Origin of the sequence: Marasmitruncus massiliensis (assembly GCF_900186535.1) — a bacterium.
GTDB lineage: Bacteria > Bacillota > Clostridia > Oscillospirales > Ruminococcaceae > Anaerotruncus > Anaerotruncus massiliensis_A.
This window is the reverse complement of record NZ_FYDE01000004.1, coordinates 464,242-481,610: the sequence shown is the minus strand read 5'-3', so window position 1 is coordinate 481,610 and position 17,369 is coordinate 464,242. Positions and strand designations below refer to the sequence as shown.

Below are 17,369 nucleotides of genomic sequence, written 5' to 3'. Positions count from 1 at the left end.
CCGCTTCCGCCTTCCGGCGGTTCCTATTCTTTTAATCAACCTGTCCCAGTGTTCCTAAGCTGGCAGCCTTTAGATAGGCATTGATAAATCCGTCGAGGTCTCCGTCCATCACCCCATTGATGTTGCCGTTTTCAAACCCTGTGCGATGGTCTTTCGCAAGTGTGTACGGCATAAACACATACGAACGGATCTGGCTGCCCCAGCCGATTGCCATCTGGTCGCCCTTGATTTCATTGATATTTGCCAGATGCTCGCGCTCCTTGATTTCAAGCAGCTTTGCAGTCAGCATTTTCATACACATGTCTCTGTTCTGAAACTGGCTGCGCTCGTTCTGGCAGGAAACCACGATGCCGGTCGGGATGTGGGTCAGACGCACCGCGGAGGAAGTTTTGTTGATATGCTGGCCGCCCGCGCCGCTGGAACGAAACACATCCATTTTAATGTCCTCCGGCCTGATTTCCACCGTCAGGTCGTCGGGAAGCTCCGGCATCACCTCCAGCGAAGCGAAAGAGGTGTGCCGGCGCCCGGAAGCATCAAACGGCGAGATACGCACAAGGCGGTGTACCCCGGCTTCCGAACGCAGAAAACCGTAGGCGTTTTCCCCTTCGATCATGATGGAGGCGCTTTTCAGCCCTGCCTCATCCCCGTCCAGATAATCGAGGATACGGTATTGGAATCCATGCCGCTCAGCCCAGCGGGTATACATGCGGTAAAGCATCTGCGCCCAGTCCTGCGCTTCGGTGCCGCCTGCGCCCGCGTGGAACGTCAAAATGGCATTGTTGGAGTCGTATTCGCCGATCAGTAAAGTGGCCAGCTTCTGACTTTCCAGATCTTTTTCAAACTTCTCGCAGTCCGCCAGAGCTTCCGGGTAGGAGGATTCGTCCCCCTCCTCATCGGCCAGCTCAATCAGCGTCAGCGTGTCGTCATACAGTGTTTTCAGCCCGTCATATGCGGCAATTTTATTTTTCAGCCGTGCGGTTTCCTGCTGGTTTGCCTGAGATTTCTCCAGGTCATTCCAAAAGTCCGGCTCACCGGCCCGGCGTTCCAGTTCTTCCACGCGGCGCTTTAGCCCTTCATAGCCGATGGCATTTGCAAGGTCTTCCAGTTCCGCCTTGCGCCCTTCCAGCCGCAGCCGCAGTTCTTCAAACTGTAACATGGTTCCACCATTCCTTATCTTCAATCATTCTGATAAACCCAGATATTTTAGTATACTATTTTTTCAGCCGCTTGTAAAGCAGAGGAAATATTCTATTTTTCAGTTTCATAATCCGGCGAAAATATGAATAGATTATTTACTTTATTAACAATTTGTGAACTCGATGTAAGACAGACAAGAAAACCGGTCAATTCTGCATTTTTTGGCTTTTATGGAAAGAACTGTGCTACCCTTATTATAACAAGTGAAAGAGGTGAGTCCGTTGGGCCAGTAAATTTAATAAACATATTTTCTCATCCAAATAAAGAACTATCATTGATTTTGAAACTTGAAAGTAGTGGTTAAAATAAAACAATTTAACCGACAGGCGATCCTCCGGCTTTGTAGCTGTATCCTCTTCTGCTGCATATCAGCGGGCTGCGGCAAAAGTGAAGTTGCTAATAGCAGCGAAAGCAGTATTAGCCAGAACAGTGAAATATCCAGTTCAATAAAGTCTGATTTGCCTCTTGAAGAAATGGATTACGATGAATATTTTTCAAAAGAGCGTAAATGGATAGACGAGTCGCGAACAGTAGACGACGAATATTTCTATGATGTGAAAGAGGATGGTTCCGTTGTCAGATTTAAATTTAGTTTGACCAATGAGCAGATAGACCAAACAATCATTTCTGACCATTTGGGTTCAGTAAACGCTTATACATTAGTATATGGGAAGCCTATATTTATTGTAGACCATCATAAAATCATTCAAACGGATGAGAATGGGGAAAATCAGCAATTCATTTATGAAGATCCATATCCCATCGATCACATTCTGGCAAGCCGTGAACTGATTTATTTTGTGAGAGAAAACTCAGATTTTACAATTTTACGGCTTCATAGAAAATCCGATGTTGCAGACGAACTCATCTCATCAACAGAAGAAATCTCCTCTTATCGGCCGCTTTCCAACTATACTATACGCTGGTCCGTATTTACAGAGGAATGGAAAGAATTTTTAAAGACAGGTAAGCTATGGGAAGATGCCCCTCCCGGAATAAGACAAAGCGATAGTTATTTTTATAATTCTAAGACTGGCGAAAAACGGGAAATTGAAGATTCCGATTACGACGCAGATGGGTTTCTCAAATACACCATTGAAGAAGAATAAGTAGGAGGTAAAATAATGAAAATCAAAAAATCTCTAGTTGGTTTAGCAACTTTTGTAACAATGTGCATTCTATCTACGACATTAAGCATCCCTGCCTTCGCAGAAAATCCCTCTCGTAGTTATGGGCCGTCCTTAGAATATAAAAATGTTCAGAACTTACCGAAAAATGTTAAATATAACTCTGCGGGAGTCCCGATTTTAGGAAAAGATATAGAACCAAATAATTTAATAAGTCCATATTATAGTGATATCTCTGGAGAATATGCAATTAACGGTCATACTATTCCCCTCTATAATTATCCGATCAATAGCATTTGGGATGGCTCCAATGAATGTGTTGGATTCGCCCGATATGTCTATAATACACTGTGGAATAACAGATCTGGAACTACATTTACTGCATCTATACCTTCTAAAGATGTGGCAGAAAGAAAACTGAAATCTTTAAAAAATGGCACTAGAATAACTGGCTTTAAAGATGATAAACAGATGCACACAATGATTACTGTAAGTACCTCTGTTTATACAGATGGCATTATTGTTTATCATGCTAACTATTCTACTAAATATAATAAGGTAACTTTGACGAAGTTTACCTATGATGAATTCGCCACATTATTTGACTATATTGAAGGGGTGAATCCTCCAACCTAAGTACTTAACTTAATATCCGCTCAGCCGAAGAACTTTGTTAGAGAATTCTTCGGCTGAGTGCTTTTCAAAAGGAGAGGATTTTCTAAACTATGATTTCTTGGCGTAAAAAGTATTTGAGGCCACTGCTCGAAGTCCTTTTTTTCCTCGGCTTTTCCATCTTATATTTTATTGTTTCTGCTCATTATGACAGGATACAGAAATACTACTTCAAAACTCCCCTGTTGGGGCTCGTCCTGATTTACCTATTCACATTCCTTTGGGGTGTATTTTTCTCTGCCATTCATCGCGGCGGTCTGTTCAAAGCAAAACGGCCCCATCCTGTTTATTTAGTGCTCTCACTGGCCTGCATCCTTTGCTTTTTTGGATTTATCATATTTAATCAAAAGCTTCCCGGCTTTATGATGGCCTATTTTAAGAAAGCCGATTATTTCCTGCTGCTGTATGGCGGGGCAAATTTTGCAGCGGCCTTCTGTGAACCACCCCTTAAAAAGAGCCAATGACAACAACAGCCACCGCAGCGGATTTTGCTGCGGTGGCTGTTTCCTATGTTTCGTTTGCTATTTTTCACCTGATTGGGTTGCATTTATTTGGAATCAGGTCTATCGTAAATATGGAAACAAAAGGATCCAATACGTTCGCGCACAAACGGTTGAAAATAACTGAAAGAAGTGAATCCGTTGGACTATTATAAGTCAAAATTTATTTGGAGATGATCAAATTGTGCTTAAAATATCTGCTAACATGTGCGCTTTCTGTAAGTGTTTTGTTGCTATGCTTTTCATTGACCGGCTGTAACCCCGAAGTGGAGCCGTCCAGCGAGGCAAGCAACTCTGTGGCCAACCAAAGCAGTGAAGCATCCAGCGAGAAAGAAGTAGATGCAGCTTTAAACAAAGAAGAACCTGATATCTCCCGTGAGGAAATGAGTTACGAAGATTTTTTTTCGGTGGAACGAAAATGGGACACTTCTCCCGGCTACAACAGCGATGAAGAAGGGTATTATTGCTATTTGGAAGATGGGCATATTTACAAGACTTTAACGCTTGATTGGAACCCTGCCGTCGACGAGCTGCTCCTTCCGGAACAGGTTTCATGTATTTATAATCCTACCAAAACAACCTATTGTGCCACTGTTCAGGGACAGATTCTGAGGTTCAATCCGGATACAACGGGAAGAACGGTGCTGTTGGATGTAGGTGGGAAATTTACTGACCCGATTATGGATCTGTTTGTCGGCGACGTATTGATCTTTTTCCGTATAGGGAATGCAATCTACCGATACCACATGCCCTCCCAAACGTTGGAACAAATCTATCAGGACGAGCGCCTGACCGGGCTGATGATGCCGCTTTCGAATGTGGCAATTTGGTGGACGCAGGACAATCCGGAATGGCTTGAATACTATGAGCGCACAGGAGATGTCGACAACGCACCGAATTATCCGATGTGGTTCAACTACATCTACAACGTGATGACCGGCGAACAGAAGGAAATTACCGTGGAGAAAGATTTTAAAAATCGTGTGTTTGAATACAAAACATTGGAAGAGTAAAAGAGGTGATCCATTGGACTATTAAATTAAAAAAGCTGCACGGCTTTATTGATAAACAAAGTAAAATTGTTTTTAATCTGTCACAATTCTATCACAAAGTTTTTGTTTCGTTTGCTATTTTTTACCTGATTGAGTTGCATTTATTTGTTAACAGGACTATCGTAATTATAGAAGCAAAAGATTCAATACGTTCGTGTACAAACGGTTGAAAATAATTGAATTTTACTAAGGAGATATACTGTATGAAAAAATTACTATCCATTATTCTTTCTACCGTTCTTATCATAATGGGGAATTCAATACCTATATTGGCCAGTAATAGCACTGATTCCAGTCAATATATTAACTCAGCCAACATTGGAGTTTCTCCTTATGAACCCTCAGATATCAGTCCGAATGGCACTGGCATTCCATCTAAGGTTTGGGATATTTCAGATGACGGTCGTTATGATTTTGCCGGTAACTCGTATGAACAACCGTTATATACTGAATATAAGCTAACCGGAAAAGATAGCTATACCATTCATATAACAAATAACTCAAACTATAAACTCACTGTTAAAGTAAAAACTCGTACACATACATATTCGACGAATACTTTAGCAGCAAACACTACTTCAGATTATAGCGTTACAGGTATGAAGGCTTCAACCAAATTCTATATATATTTCGCAGGGGCATCGCAGGATTTCAGCGGATATATAGAATAACTGATTTCTAATTCCATAAGCCCCGAAACATCCGTTTTCGGGGCTTATTCGAGGCACCAATCATTTTCGGGGGTTTTGAATTGTCATTCATAACATTAAAAATATTTGCGCTCTTAACCATGCTTGCAGACCATATTGGCCTGTTTATACCGAATACCCCCATTTTTTTGCGCTGGATCGGGCGACTTGCTGCGCCAATTTTTACGTTCTGCTCAGTTTTGGCCTATTCATATACCAGTAACAAAAAATTCTACCTTCTTAGACTATACATCGCTGGATTGGTCATGTCTATCATTCAGTGCTTTATTTTCATTGAAAATAATTATTTTCGAACTTTGTTTTCTATATGTGTACTGCTTTCTTTACTGGAATCTTATAAAAATAAAGACCGGAATTTCAAGAAATTATTGATTGCATATATCATATGGCAAGTTTTCAGCATAAGTATAAATATTTTATTTTTGAATGCATTATTTATATCAGAGGAATTTGATGCCTATTTTCTGTCTGCATTATTTGGAAATATATTTTGCTTAGAAGGCGGTATAATTTTTACCTTTTTAGGTGTATTGTTTTATCTTACCAAAGATAACCGCAAACTTCTGATCATTGGGTACATTGTTTTCTGCATGTTTTACTTTATAGCTACAGCAACGAATCTTATATCTGTGGTCTTAGGAAAATTTTATCATTTGGGATTTACTTTATTGCCTGATATGCTGGAGTATATTTTAGATACAATAATTGGGATAAATCCAATGGATGTAGGCGGTTCGTTAATTTACAAAGACTTTCAATGGATGATGATTGCCGCCTTACCTTTTCTGCTTATTTATAACGGAAAGCAAGGGAAAAAGTTAAAATATATATTTTATATATTCTATCCTGTTCACATTATCATACTTTTTTACATAGGCAGTTTAATTGGTAAGTAATTGACCTATTAATTCTATCCAAGGGAGATAGCATCATATGGATTTTATCAGCTTTTTGCATTCTTTCGTCAGTCATCCATTTTCCGCAAGAAAAGCCACCGCCCTTTTTTTCCGTGCCGCAGGCCTTTTCGCGTGTTTTTTCTTTTTGTTTTCCGACGCGAAAATGATCTATCTGAGCTTTAACGGAAACGGATGGAGAGGTTTCTGGATTGGTTTTTTTAACGTTCTGGTTGTAAACGCCGTATTCCTTGCGGTATTTCACGCTTCCCTGTACCCATCCCGCAAGCTCCGACCGTTTGTGCTGTTTGTAGGCACACTGCTATCCTGCAACGCTGCTTACTATGCTGTTGTGCGCCAGTCCTTATTTGACAAAGAAACGGTTGTGCTTCAGCCTTTCTTATATTTACTCCCGCTCGTTTCTACCGCAATTATTTTATACATCACACAAAAATCGAAAATAGGTAACTTGAATCAATTGTTTACCTATAACCTGTACTTGTCGATTGGTACAATATACGTGTTCATGTACCCGCTGTTCCCCTTGAATCGGTCTTTTCAGATTTGGAATCAGTTCAATATTATAATCATTTGTCTGCTTGCTGCTTGTCAAGCGCACAGAAAGCAAAATCACGTATCCATAGATTCATAAAACTGAATTGATACATTAGAAAGGATGTCTCTTATGTCAGTCACTGGAATCAGACAAACAGTCCCTACTTATAACACAGGCCGGGCATCTGTACCATCCGTTAAAAACATCATATTTTCTCTGCAAAATGAAGCAGAGCACAATCAGTCGGTGGAATCATCCACCAGCAACAGCGGATTACAATCGGATTATAGTATTCGTACCTTGTACGACATGGAAAAACAAGCGTTTGGCAATACTAAACCGGTTCGGACAGTCACATTTGAAGAGTTGGATGAGCTGGCGAAAACATATCAGTCTTTGGGAAAGTCAGAACGTGCACAGCGCCTGTTCTTAAATTCCCTTGTGCAAAAAGGGCTTCTGACAGGCGAGGACGCAGAAAACGCTTTTACGGCAATCGCTTATCAGGATCTCCAGCTACCGATTGATCTGAACCCGAATGATGACCTTTATGGGACGATACAATCTGTTCTGGATTACGAACTGAGGCTCCAACAAGCCGTCACACAAAAATATGGCGAACACTATGATGCAGTGTTGGACGCCCATATCGAGTCCTTAAAACGGCTGTCTAACGTGTTGTCGCCTATGAGAGAATCCATTCCAAATTAATTCCCGCAACAAACAGCAATTCCCAGTAGATTTAAACGGAGAAATATCATGAAAAAATTTGTTCTTATAATTATAATATTTATTGTATGTCTTTGTATGCCATCTGTATATGCTGAAAATAACTCAGATAACCTAGATTTAATTAAAAAAATTGGGCAATGTGAGCGTCCTTTAACTGATTCAGAAAAAGGTAAAATTATTCTTCATGGCGATTCTATTTCTGTTTTTGAAGGTGAATTACAGCAAGTAGCGGAAAGAAATAAGTTAACAGGAAATGATAACGCTGAAGAGCGTGCTAAAGAATATCTGCTTCATCGAGAGGCTTTATACCAAAAGGCTTTGGCCGCAGGATATAACGTAACAGATGATGAAGTATATGCTATGATTGAAAAACAAAAAAATGATTATCACACAGTTGATTTAAACCCTGAGGATGTGAATGCTTATTTTGAGGGTATGGGAATGACCATAGATGAATATTGGGATTCACAGTTTGATAATTTAAAAAAAGAAATGATAACCAATAAATATGTGAGTTCACAAAAAGCGAAATTTGCAAAAGAAAACAGCATAAGTGAGTGGAATGACGATACAAGAAATGACTTCCAAGTTGAAATATCTAAGATCGCAGATACCTATATTGCATCTGATCATGTAAAAGCAAATTAAGTTCACACTTGAGCGTCATATCCTAAGTAGAATCAATATAACCTATGAAATGATAGACGGTGAAACTCCGTCTATCATTTTATTTTCAAAAGGAGATGATTTTTTAAACTATGATTTTTTGGCGTAAAAAGTATTTGAGGCCACTGCTCGAACTTCTTTTGTTCCTCGGCTTTTCTGTTTTATATTTTATCGTTTCCGCCCATTATGACAGGATACAGAAATATTATTTCAAAACTCCCCTGTTGGGGCTCGTTCTGATTTACCTATTCGCGTTCCTTTGGGGCATCTTTTTCTCTGTCATTCATCGCGGCGGCCTGTTCAAAGCAAAACGGCCTCATCCCTTTTATCTGATACTCTCACTGGCCTGCATCCTTTGCTTTTTGGGATTTATCATATTTAATCAAAAGCTTCCCGGCTTTATGATGGCCTATTTTAAGAAAGCCGATTATTTCCTGCTGCTATATGGCGGCGTTAATTTTGCAGCGGCCTTCTGTGAACCAAACCCTAGATAGAAGCAATGACAATAACAGCCACCGCAGCGGATTTTGCTGCGGTGGCTGTTTCCTATTGTTTTATTTACAGTGTCGCAGCCATGGATTTGAGGTACTCGCGGAAGGCACCCCCAATTTCGGGATGTTCCAGCCCGACCTCTACAATCGCCTGCAAAATGCCCAGCTTATTGCCCATGTCATAGCGGGTGCCCGTATACTCAATCCCCATCATGCCGCCGCGGTGGGCAATCTCCCGCATGGCGTCGGTGAGCTGCACTTCCCCGTTCCGGGAGGGCGGTGTTTTCTCAATCAGTTCAAAAATATCCGGTGTCAGAACACAGCGTCCCAAAATCGCGAAATTGGAGATGATCTCCTCCGGGAGCGGTTTTTCAATCATATCGAACACATCATAAGTTTTGCCTTCCACCGGCTTTACGCCCAGCGTGCAGTAGCTTGGAAGCAGCTCCGTTGCCACCGGCTTGATGCCGACCACGCTCTTGCCGTACTTTTCATAGACGCCGATCAGTTCACCGGTTGCCGGCGTTTTGGAAATAATGACATCGTCGCCGTAAAGAACCGCGAACGGCTCGTTCCCTACAAACGATTTTGCGCACCAGACCGCATGGCCCAGGCCGCGTGTTTCTTTCTGCCGGACGTACTGGATATTCGCGAGATGTGCCAGTGAAACCACATCGTCATACAGTTTCTGCTTGCCGGAGGAAAGCAGCTTTTCTTCCAGCTCCGGGGCATGGTCAAAATGGTCTTCGATCAGGGACTTGCCGCGGTTGGTGATGATTAAAATATCCTCTATCCCGCTCGCAACCGCCTCTTCCACAATATATTGGATCGCAGGCTTATCCACAATGGGAAGCATCTCTTTGGGAACCGCTTTGGAAGCGGGCAGCACACGAGTGCCCAAACCCGCCGCCGGAATAACTGCTTTGCGTACCTTCATTGGAAATCCTCCATATTTCTGACTTGAAATCATCATCCAAGCAGGACAAACAGCATCTTAATCGCCGTGGAAACGATGAAATAAGTTACAACAAGTAACACCATCCAGCCGGCACCCATCGTTCTTCCCTGACTGGAAAGTTCTTTCACATAAGGCCCGTCATTGATCCTGCCGGACTCATCTGAAAAATGTTCTCTGATCTGGCGCACGCGGGTCAGAACATGCCTCATATAAATCCGGTTTGCAAACATTGAAAGCACGGCCATCATCATAATGCGCAGCGACGTGATGACAGGAACCACCTTGTATGCCCACAGATGTTCCGTGGGGACAAACTCCGCCACGGGGTTTCCGTTAAACAGGTCGGCCATATTCTGCATCAGATAAAAAGTCTGTTCCTTCAATGTCATAAATTCCGGAATATAGGTGAGCAGCAAGACGCCAAAAATGCACGCCCCGGCCAGATACATTTTTCGATATAAGAAATAAAATGCATGAAACAGCAGCGCCGCCCAGTTAAAGGTGATGCCGCCGTGTCTGCTGAGCAGCTTAAAGCGGGGAAGAAAATAGTAAGAGTTGTTGCCGATAAAAAGCGCAATATCCCGCGCACTCTCCTCTTCGATTTCCTCATCGGGGGACAGCCCGCCGAAAGCCGCCGTATAGGCCGTACCGGACGCTGCGTTCCCTTTCGCAAACGGGTTTCCGTAAGGGTTGGCCATTCTTCCCTCGCCGCCATGTCCCAAAGGAGCGCCGCACACCTGGCAGAAGATACCGCTTCGGGGATTGTGAGCACCGCAGGCCGGGCAGACGGCCTCCCCTGGCGCTCCGTTCCCATCCGTCTGCGCCTGTTTTTCAGAAGCCTGCCATGTATGCCCTTTCAGATGCAGTTCTTCCAGAGCGCAGTGTCCGGTTTTCTGATAACATTCCCGATGATGCGGAGCCCCGCAGATGGGGCATACTACAATGTCATCGCCATCCGCAAAACGTTTGTCGCAGACAGGGCAATGCACGCCTACATAGTTTGCCAAAAGATCAACTCCCGAATTCATGCTTAAGCATACTTCTATCAGTTTATAATACAGCGTTTGCCAAAAAATTCAAGGGCGTAATTATGAACTTTCCATCACAATTGATTCCCGCTTGCATTTTTTTCAACCATATGTTAATATTAAATTTGAAAAACGCACAGATCGGGAGAGTAGCATGTCCCTAACCGCATCAGAGAGGCCTGTCACCGGCTGAAAGCAGGCTGCGGCGAATGCTTGTGAAGTTCACCCGTGAGCGGCGCTGCTGAAATTGGAGTAGGCGGTGACGGTTCGCCTCGTTAAACGGCGCGAAAGTGTCCGGCTTTGCCGGAAATTTGGGTGGTACCACGGATGCTGTTATGCTATTCGTCCCTTTTGGGGCGGGTAGCTTTTTTAGTTTATGCAGATTATCCGGAAAAATATGCGATAAAGGATGATGACAAACATGTTAAACGCGCTGAAAACAATTCAGGAGCAGGCCGCCCAGTCGTTGGCGGCTGTCAGCGACCCCAAGCTGCTGGAGGAACTGCGTGTCAGATATCTTGGCAAAAAGGGGGAACTGACCGCGATCTTAAAGCAGATGGGTTCGCTTTCCGCTGAGGAAAGGCCCAAGGTCGGCCAGCTCGCAAACGAAGTGCGTACCGCAATTGAACAGCTGATTGATCAAAAAGCCGCGGAAATCAAACTTGCGGTCCAGCAAAAGAAGCTGGAATCGGAGCATCTGGATGTCACAATGCCCGGAAAAGCGATGCCGCTCGGAAAAGCGCATCCTCTGACAAAGGTTCTGGACGAAGTGAAAGAGATTTTCCTTGGGATGGGATTTTCCATTGCGGAAGGCCCCGAGGTGGAACTGGATTATTACAACTTTGAAGCCCTGAATATCCCCAAAAACCACCCTGCACGTGATACACAGGACACCTTCTACATTTCGGATAATGTGGTTCTGCGTACCCAGACCTCGCCTGTCCAGGTGCGTACAATGGAAAAGCAGAAGCCGCCGATCCGGATTATCGCGCCGGGCCGGGTTTACCGCTCGGACGCGGTTGACGCCACCCATTCCCCGCTGTTCCACCAGATCGAGGGCCTTGTAGTCGACAAAGATGTTACCATGGCCGATCTGAAGGGGACGCTTGAAATGTTTGTCAAGCGCCTTTACGGGGAAGAATCTGTTGTCCGCTTCCGTCCGCACCACTTCCCGTTCACCGAACCTTCCGCCGAACTGGATGTGCAGTGCTTTTCCTGTCACGGCGAAGGCTGCCGCCTTTGCAAGGGAGAAGGATGGATCGAAGTTCTCGGCTGCGGCATGGTGCACCCCAATGTTCTCTCCATCTGCGGCATCGACCCCGAAGAATACAGCGGTTTTGCTTTCGGAATCGGTTTGGAACGAATCGTCATGCGCCGTTACAACATTGACGACCTGCGTCTGTTCTATGAAAACGACGTTCGTTTCCTGGATCAGTTTTAATCGCTGCTGAAAATAGTGTACGGAGGTTTGCAACATGAATTTATCAATGAAATGGCTGTCCGACTATGTGGACGTCGGGCATGTAACCCCGCGTGAATTCGCGGAAGCAATGACGATGTCCGGTTCCAAAGTAGAGGGCTGGGAACAGGAAGGCAGCGAAATCCGCAATGTGGTCGTCGGCAAAGTGGCGGAAATTGTACGCCATCCCGACTCAGACCACATGTTTATCTGCCAGATAGACGTCGGCACCGGTGAAAACGTCCAGATTGTTACCGGCGCGCAGAATGTCCATGCCGGTGATTTTGTCCCGGCGGCGCTTCACGATTCCGACCTGCCCGGCGGAAAGCACATTAAAAAAGGAAAACTGCGCGGGGTGGAATCCAACGGCATGCTCTGTTCCCTGAGTGAACTCGGGCTGACCGTCCATGATTTCCCCTATGCGATTGAGGACGGCATTTTTATCATTCAGGAACCGGACCTGAAGCCGGGTCAGGACATCCAGTCCGCCATCGGGTTGGACGACATCTGCGTGGAATTCGAAATTACCTCCAACCGCCCGGACTGTCTCTCTGTGACAGGGCTTGCGCGGGAAGCGGCAATTACATTCGACCGTCCGCTGAACATCAAAGCGCCTGTCATTCGCAAAACAGAGGGTGACATCCATTCTCTGCTGGGAGTGGATGTCACCGCGCCGGACCTTTGCCCGCGGTATGTGGCCCGTATGGTGAAAAATATCAAGATCGGCCCGTCGCCCCGCTGGATGCGGGAACGCCTGCGTGCCTCCGGTGTCCGCCCAATCAACAATATCGTCGACATCACCAACTATGTCATGCTGGAATACGGCCAGCCGATGCATGCATTCGATTACAAATTTGTAGATGGCGGGAAGATCATTGTACGCCGCGCGCACGAGGGTGAAACGCTGGAAACGCTCGATGGGGTTCAGCGTACCCTGACACCCGACATGCTGGTAATCGCAGACGTAAAGAAGCCCTCTGCGGTCGCGGGCGTCATGGGCGGCGAATACAGCGGAATTGCCGACGACACCAATACCATCGTGTTTGAATCCGCCTGCTTCAATGGCTCATCCGTTCGGACTACCGCCAAAAAGCTCGGCATGCGCACGGAAGCGTCCGGACGTTTTGAAAAACAGCTCGACCCGGAAACCTGTATTCCCGCCGTGGAACGCGCCTGTGAACTGGTGGAACTGCTGGAAGCCGGTGAAGTCGTCGGCGGGATGATCGATGTCGACCATTCCAGCCGTCAGGAACGCCGCATTCCCCTGGAACCGGATTGGATCAACCGTTTTATCGGGATTGATGTGCCGGTCGAAGAAATGCACCGTATCCTCACCCGGCTGGAATGCAAAATTGATGGAGACGATGTCATTCCGCCCTCCTTCCGCAGCGATCTGGAGCACAAGGCTGATATTTCCGAAGAAATCGCGCGATTCTATGGTTACGATAAAATACCGGTTACCGCGATTCGCGGCGTCGCCAACGGAAAATATACCCCGGAGCAGAAGTTTGAGCGCAGCATCAACCGCATACTCCAGGCGCAGGGGCTTTATGAGGTTTCGACCTATTCGTTTATCAGCCCGAAGTATTATGACAAAATCAACCTGCCCGCGGACAGCTCGTACCGAAATTGTGTAGTCATCAGCAACCCGCTCGGCGAAGATACCAGCGTAATGCGCACGACAATTGTCCCGTCCATGCTCGAGGTGCTTTCCCGCAACTATAACAACCGGAACAAAGCGGCTGCTCTTTATGAAATCGGGAACGTTTATATCCCCAAAAGCGGAGAACCGCTTCCGGAAGAAAATCCGATGGTCGTCATGGGAATGTATGGCGAAGAGCATGACTTCTTCAGCCTGAAGGGCATCGTGGAAATGCTTCTGGAGGTGCTTGGTATCGAAGGCTGCGAATTCACAGCCAAAAAAGACCATCCGACCTTCCATCCCGGACGGTGCGCGGCAATCCGTATTGGAGGGACGTCGCTCGGCGAAATCGGAGAAATCCATCCCACCGTTCTTGAAAACTACGCAGTCGGGACGAGGGCGTATGTTGCCTGCCTGGATATGAAGGCGATGTTCCAAACTATCACACCGGAAAAGGGGTACCGCCCGCTGCCCAAGTTCCCCGCTTCAACCCGTGATTTGGCGCTGCTCTGCGACGACGCGCTTCCGGTCGCGGAACTGCAGAAAACGATCAAAACAGCGGTTGGCGCCATCCTCGAAGAGATCAGGTTGTTTGACGTTTATCGCGGCGCGCAGGTAGAAACCGGCAAAAAAAGCGTCGCCTACAATCTGGTGCTTCGTGCCGCGGACCGCACCCTGACTGACGAGGAGGCCGACGCCGCAGTGAAGCGTGCGCTGAAAGCGCTCAAATCCATCGGTGCCGAAATCCGTTCCTGACAAACTGCATGCGGGAGCCGGCTATCCAGCCGGCTCCCGCTAAACGTATATTCCGGCTTTGAATATCATAGACTATTTCAGAAGATAAATTTTCTGATTATCCTTGCCTCCTAGCGAAATATGTTGTAAAATAGAGAAAAGAAAAGGGGTGATGTAATGCACGAGCCAACCATATCGTTTTCGATTCATGAGGACAAGGAGCAGCAGCTCAAGGAAATCCTGACAACGGTTTATGACGCGCTCCGTCAGAAAGGGTATAACCCAATCAATCAAATCGTGGGTTACATCCTTTCAGAAGACCCGACCTATATTACAACGCATAACAACGCCAGAGCACTGATCAGAAAAATTGATCGCGATGAATTGCTGCAGCTGCTCGTCAAAAATTATCTGGACGATTAATTGGTTTTGCTCCGCTCCCGTCGTTCGGCGGGAGCTTTTTATTTTTGGGAGGCTTCATCATGTCAAAAACCGTTTTGATTACCGGCGCATCCCGCGGCATCGGGGCCAAAACCGCAACACAGTTTGCGTACGCGGGATATCGTGTGGCCATCAACTATTATACTCACCGCGAGGCAGCCCAAACCCTGCAAAAAGAGCTGGAAAATACGGGGGCGGACTGCGCTGTTTTCTGCGCGGATGTTTCAGACCGGATTCAGGTGGACGCCATGGTGCGTCAGGTTACTGCGCGTTTCGGCCAGATCGATGTGCTTGTCAACAACGCGGGTATCGCCCAGCAAAAGCTGTTTACCGATATCACCGGCGACGAATGGCGGCGGATGTTCGCTGTCAATATGGACGGGATGTTTTATACCGCCCAGGCGGTGCTTCCACAGATGATTCGCCGCAGATCGGGTAAAATCATCAATCTCTCGTCCATCTGGGGCATTTCAGGCGCTTCCTGCGAGGTGCATTACTCCGCATCCAAGGCTGCGGTAATCGGGTTTACCAAAGCGCTCGCAAAAGAGCTCGGGCCGTCAAAAATTACGGTCAACTGTGTTGCTCCGGGCGCAGTTTCTACTGAAATGAACGCTCAGTTGGATCAGGCTGCCGTAGACGCGCTGTGTGAAGAAACCCCTTTGGGCATGATTGGCAGCCCGGCAGATATTGCGGGGTTGATTCTGTTCCTTGCTTCGGAACAGGGTGATTTCATCACCGGGCAGGTAATCAGCCCTAACGGCGGCATTGTGATCTGACAAACCGATTGACAAAATTCTACAAAAAAGGTATATTAATCATAATCATAAATGAAACTGCGGCCCGAAGGATGATCCTATTCGTTTTTGTATTGTGATCGGTATTCAATAATATATAATAGAGCAGGAGTTGATCAACTTGGCGTACGCATGGACAAAAGACTTGGAAACCGGGAATACCGCGATTGACAAGCAGCATCAGGCATTGATTCAGGCAATCAATGATCTGTTGGAATCCTGTGCAAAGGGAAAAGGCCGGTCCGAAATCGGAAATACCCTGAAATTTCTGAGCGATTACATAACACGCCATTTTGGCGATGAGGAAACGCTTCAGAAAAAGTACGGCTATCCGGGCTATGCTCAGCACAAGCAGTATCATGAAGACTTTAAACAATCGGTGAAGCAAATTCAGGCGGAATTTGATAAAGAAGGTGCAACCATTCAGCTGGTGGCCAAAGTGAACAGCGTTATTGCATCATGGCTGATTAATCACATCAAAAAAGAGGACGTCAAAGTTGCAATGCATCTGAGAACAAAAGGGGCATAGCCTCTTCATGGTAAATACGGCCTTATATTGACGTCTTATTGATACGGGGAAACAGAGAAAAAGGGACCGTCTTTCTGTTTTCACAGTCAGTAACCAGAAAGCCAAGGCCATTCCGGAACCCCATTATCCATTGACCGGTAAATATTGACGCAACGTTCTTCACAGTCAGGAGACCGCAGCCACTGCGGTCTCCTTTTTTATTTTGCTATTCATGCCGCAGGCAAACGGCGCCCCCGGGCGGCCGGGAACCTGAACGCATATCAAGTTTCTGGCATAAGATGTTTTGGATAGATAACGTTCCTCTGTCTGAATGAAAAGAACATGTAATGAATCTCATAAGGAGGTATAAGAATGTCTTTATGTTGCACAAACGCATCCTCCCGCTGCTGCCCCATTCCGGAGCCGATCGTTCCTGTCAGATGCGGTGAGCTGGTCGTAAACGGCGGGATGGAATCTTTTACAGGAACCGTTCCTACGGGCTGGACCACAACAACGCCCACCCTGGTAGCTCAGAATACAACGCCCGGGCGCGTACACTCCGGTACTTCTTCCGTCACGCTCCAAAACGGGGCGAACCTGACACAACTTATCCCGAATGTAGCGGGCGGGCGGGCCTATGTGCTTTCCCTGTTCGCACGTGCGGAAGGGCTTGCTCCAACCGCCGGGTTCACGGCTTCCGTCCATTTTGTAACTCCGAACGGAGACGCTTTTGGCGGGGCTATCACCGTGCCTGCCGGATTCCTGCCTGCCACTGCCGGATTCAGCTTTTATCAGATCATCACGACTGTCGCTCCATGCAATACGACTGCGGCAAGAATTGATATTACTGTCACCACCGGCGGTCCCACAGAATTTGTCGACTTCGATGATGTATCGTTTTCCGTGCAGTAAGTATATAAGAAAAGAAGTAAATCGTTCCATGACTGAAACAAACTCTCTCCCAATATAATCTGACATTCAAAATTCTTAACCGCGTCACCATCCTGTGGCGCCTAAAGCTGCAAGAAAGCAGCGCCGACTGCAATCGGCGTTGCTTTTTATTTTGTGAGCAAATATGCGGCGTACGTCCTATTCTTTATTTTTAATAAAATGAATAAAAAACTGGTTTGTGCAAACCTTTCATTTTATCAGGCTTTTATTTCGCTTCGAACCGGTTAAACTGGCGTGACAGTTTCATTGTGATAACTACA

At 46.0% G+C, this 17,369-nt stretch carries 17 protein-coding genes and 1 other annotated feature; of the genes, 13 read left to right on the top strand and 4 right to left on the bottom strand.

The window, feature by feature from the left end:
* Positions 1-31: 31 nt before the first annotated feature.
* Positions 32-1,156: a peptide chain release factor 2 gene (gene prfB, locus C1A10_RS06235; RefSeq protein ID WP_101909433.1), complete on the bottom strand. Its 1,125-nt coding sequence runs from the start codon at positions 1,154-1,156 to the stop codon at positions 32-34.
* Between the two features lie 328 nt (positions 1,157-1,484).
* On the opposite strand from prfB, the gene C1A10_RS06230 reads away from it, so the two are divergent.
* The 5 genes from C1A10_RS06230 (at position 1,485) to C1A10_RS06200 (ending at position 6,154) form a co-directional block, all read left to right on the top strand.
* Positions 1,485-2,306 (top strand): hypothetical protein, encoded by an 822-nt coding sequence (locus tag C1A10_RS06230; RefSeq protein WP_145997704.1) that lies wholly within the window; start codon positions 1,485-1,487, stop codon positions 2,304-2,306.
* A gap of 15 nt (positions 2,307-2,321) precedes the next feature.
* On the top strand, positions 2,322-2,960 hold the full coding sequence (locus C1A10_RS06225; protein ID WP_101909431.1) for a hypothetical protein: 639 nt from the start codon (positions 2,322-2,324) through the stop codon (positions 2,958-2,960).
* 718 nt (positions 2,961-3,678) lie between these two features.
* Positions 3,679-4,509 carry a hypothetical protein gene (locus C1A10_RS06210; protein ID WP_101909428.1) on the top strand — a complete coding sequence of 277 codons (831 nt, stop codon included), beginning with the start codon at positions 3,679-3,681 and terminating at the stop codon, positions 4,507-4,509.
* Between the two features lie 242 nt (positions 4,510-4,751).
* Positions 4,752-5,219, top strand: coding sequence for a hypothetical protein (locus C1A10_RS06205; protein ID WP_101909427.1), 468 nt, complete (start codon positions 4,752-4,754; stop codon positions 5,217-5,219).
* 80 nt (positions 5,220-5,299) lie between these two features.
* A complete protein-coding gene (locus C1A10_RS06200) occupies positions 5,300-6,154 on the top strand; it encodes a TraX family protein (RefSeq protein WP_101909426.1) in 855 nt (284 codons plus the stop codon).
* Here C1A10_RS06200 and C1A10_RS18200 read toward each other — a convergent pair.
* The gene (locus C1A10_RS18200; RefSeq protein WP_145997703.1) at positions 6,117-6,416 is read right to left on the bottom strand and encodes a hypothetical protein; all 300 of its coding nucleotides are present in this window, start codon (positions 6,414-6,416) and stop codon (positions 6,117-6,119) included. The genes C1A10_RS06200 and C1A10_RS18200 overlap by 38 nt on opposite strands.
* Positions 6,417-6,836: 420 nt before the next feature.
* On the opposite strand from C1A10_RS18200, the gene C1A10_RS06190 reads away from it, so the two are divergent.
* Both C1A10_RS06190 and C1A10_RS06185 read left to right on the top strand, forming a co-directional pair.
* Positions 6,837-7,415, top strand: coding sequence for a hypothetical protein (locus tag C1A10_RS06190; protein WP_101909424.1), 579 nt, complete (start codon positions 6,837-6,839; stop codon positions 7,413-7,415).
* Between the two features lie 48 nt (positions 7,416-7,463).
* On the top strand, positions 7,464-8,084 hold the full coding sequence (locus tag C1A10_RS06185) for a hypothetical protein (RefSeq protein ID WP_101909423.1): 621 nt from the start codon (positions 7,464-7,466) through the stop codon (positions 8,082-8,084).
* Between the two features lie 576 nt (positions 8,085-8,660).
* On the opposite strand, the gene galU is transcribed toward C1A10_RS06185, so the two are convergent.
* Together galU and C1A10_RS06170 are read right to left on the bottom strand one after the other, a co-directional pair.
* Entirely contained in the window at positions 8,661-9,530 is an 870-nt protein-coding gene (gene galU / locus C1A10_RS06175; RefSeq protein WP_101909421.1) for a UTP--glucose-1-phosphate uridylyltransferase GalU, read from the bottom strand.
* 32 nt (positions 9,531-9,562) lie between these two features.
* Positions 9,563-10,558 (bottom strand): RING finger protein, encoded by a 996-nt coding sequence (locus C1A10_RS06170; RefSeq protein ID WP_180951019.1) that lies wholly within the window; start codon positions 10,556-10,558, stop codon positions 9,563-9,565.
* A 149-nt stretch (positions 10,559-10,707) separates the two neighbouring features.
* Positions 10,708-10,932 (top strand) — a binding site (T-box leader).
* A gap of 68 nt (positions 10,933-11,000) precedes the next feature.
* On the opposite strand from C1A10_RS06170, the gene pheS reads away from it, so the two are divergent.
* The 6 genes from pheS to C1A10_RS06140 all read left to right on the top strand — a co-directional run bounded on the left by pheS (position 11,001) and on the right by C1A10_RS06140 (position 17,070).
* Positions 11,001-12,020: a phenylalanine--tRNA ligase subunit alpha gene (pheS, locus tag C1A10_RS06165; protein WP_101909419.1), complete on the top strand. Its 1,020-nt coding sequence runs from the start codon at positions 11,001-11,003 to the stop codon at positions 12,018-12,020.
* 34 nt (positions 12,021-12,054) lie between these two features.
* Entirely contained in the window at positions 12,055-14,436 is a 2,382-nt protein-coding gene (gene pheT / locus C1A10_RS06160) for a phenylalanine--tRNA ligase subunit beta (RefSeq protein ID WP_101909418.1), read from the top strand.
* Positions 14,437-14,592: 156 nt separating this feature from the next.
* Positions 14,593-14,838, top strand: a complete 246-nt coding sequence (locus C1A10_RS06155) for an IreB family regulatory phosphoprotein (protein WP_101909417.1) — start codon at positions 14,593-14,595, stop codon at positions 14,836-14,838.
* Positions 14,839-14,897: 59 nt separating this feature from the next.
* Entirely contained in the window at positions 14,898-15,632 is a 735-nt protein-coding gene (gene ymfI / locus C1A10_RS06150; protein WP_101909416.1) for an elongation factor P 5-aminopentanone reductase, read from the top strand.
* Between the two features lie 139 nt (positions 15,633-15,771).
* Positions 15,772-16,179, top strand: a complete 408-nt coding sequence (locus C1A10_RS06145) for a bacteriohemerythrin (RefSeq protein WP_101909415.1) — start codon at positions 15,772-15,774, stop codon at positions 16,177-16,179.
* Positions 16,180-16,530: 351 nt separating this feature from the next.
* Positions 16,531-17,070: a hypothetical protein gene (locus C1A10_RS06140; protein WP_101909414.1), complete on the top strand. Its 540-nt coding sequence runs from the start codon at positions 16,531-16,533 to the stop codon at positions 17,068-17,070.
* Positions 17,071-17,369 lie beyond the last annotated feature (299 nt).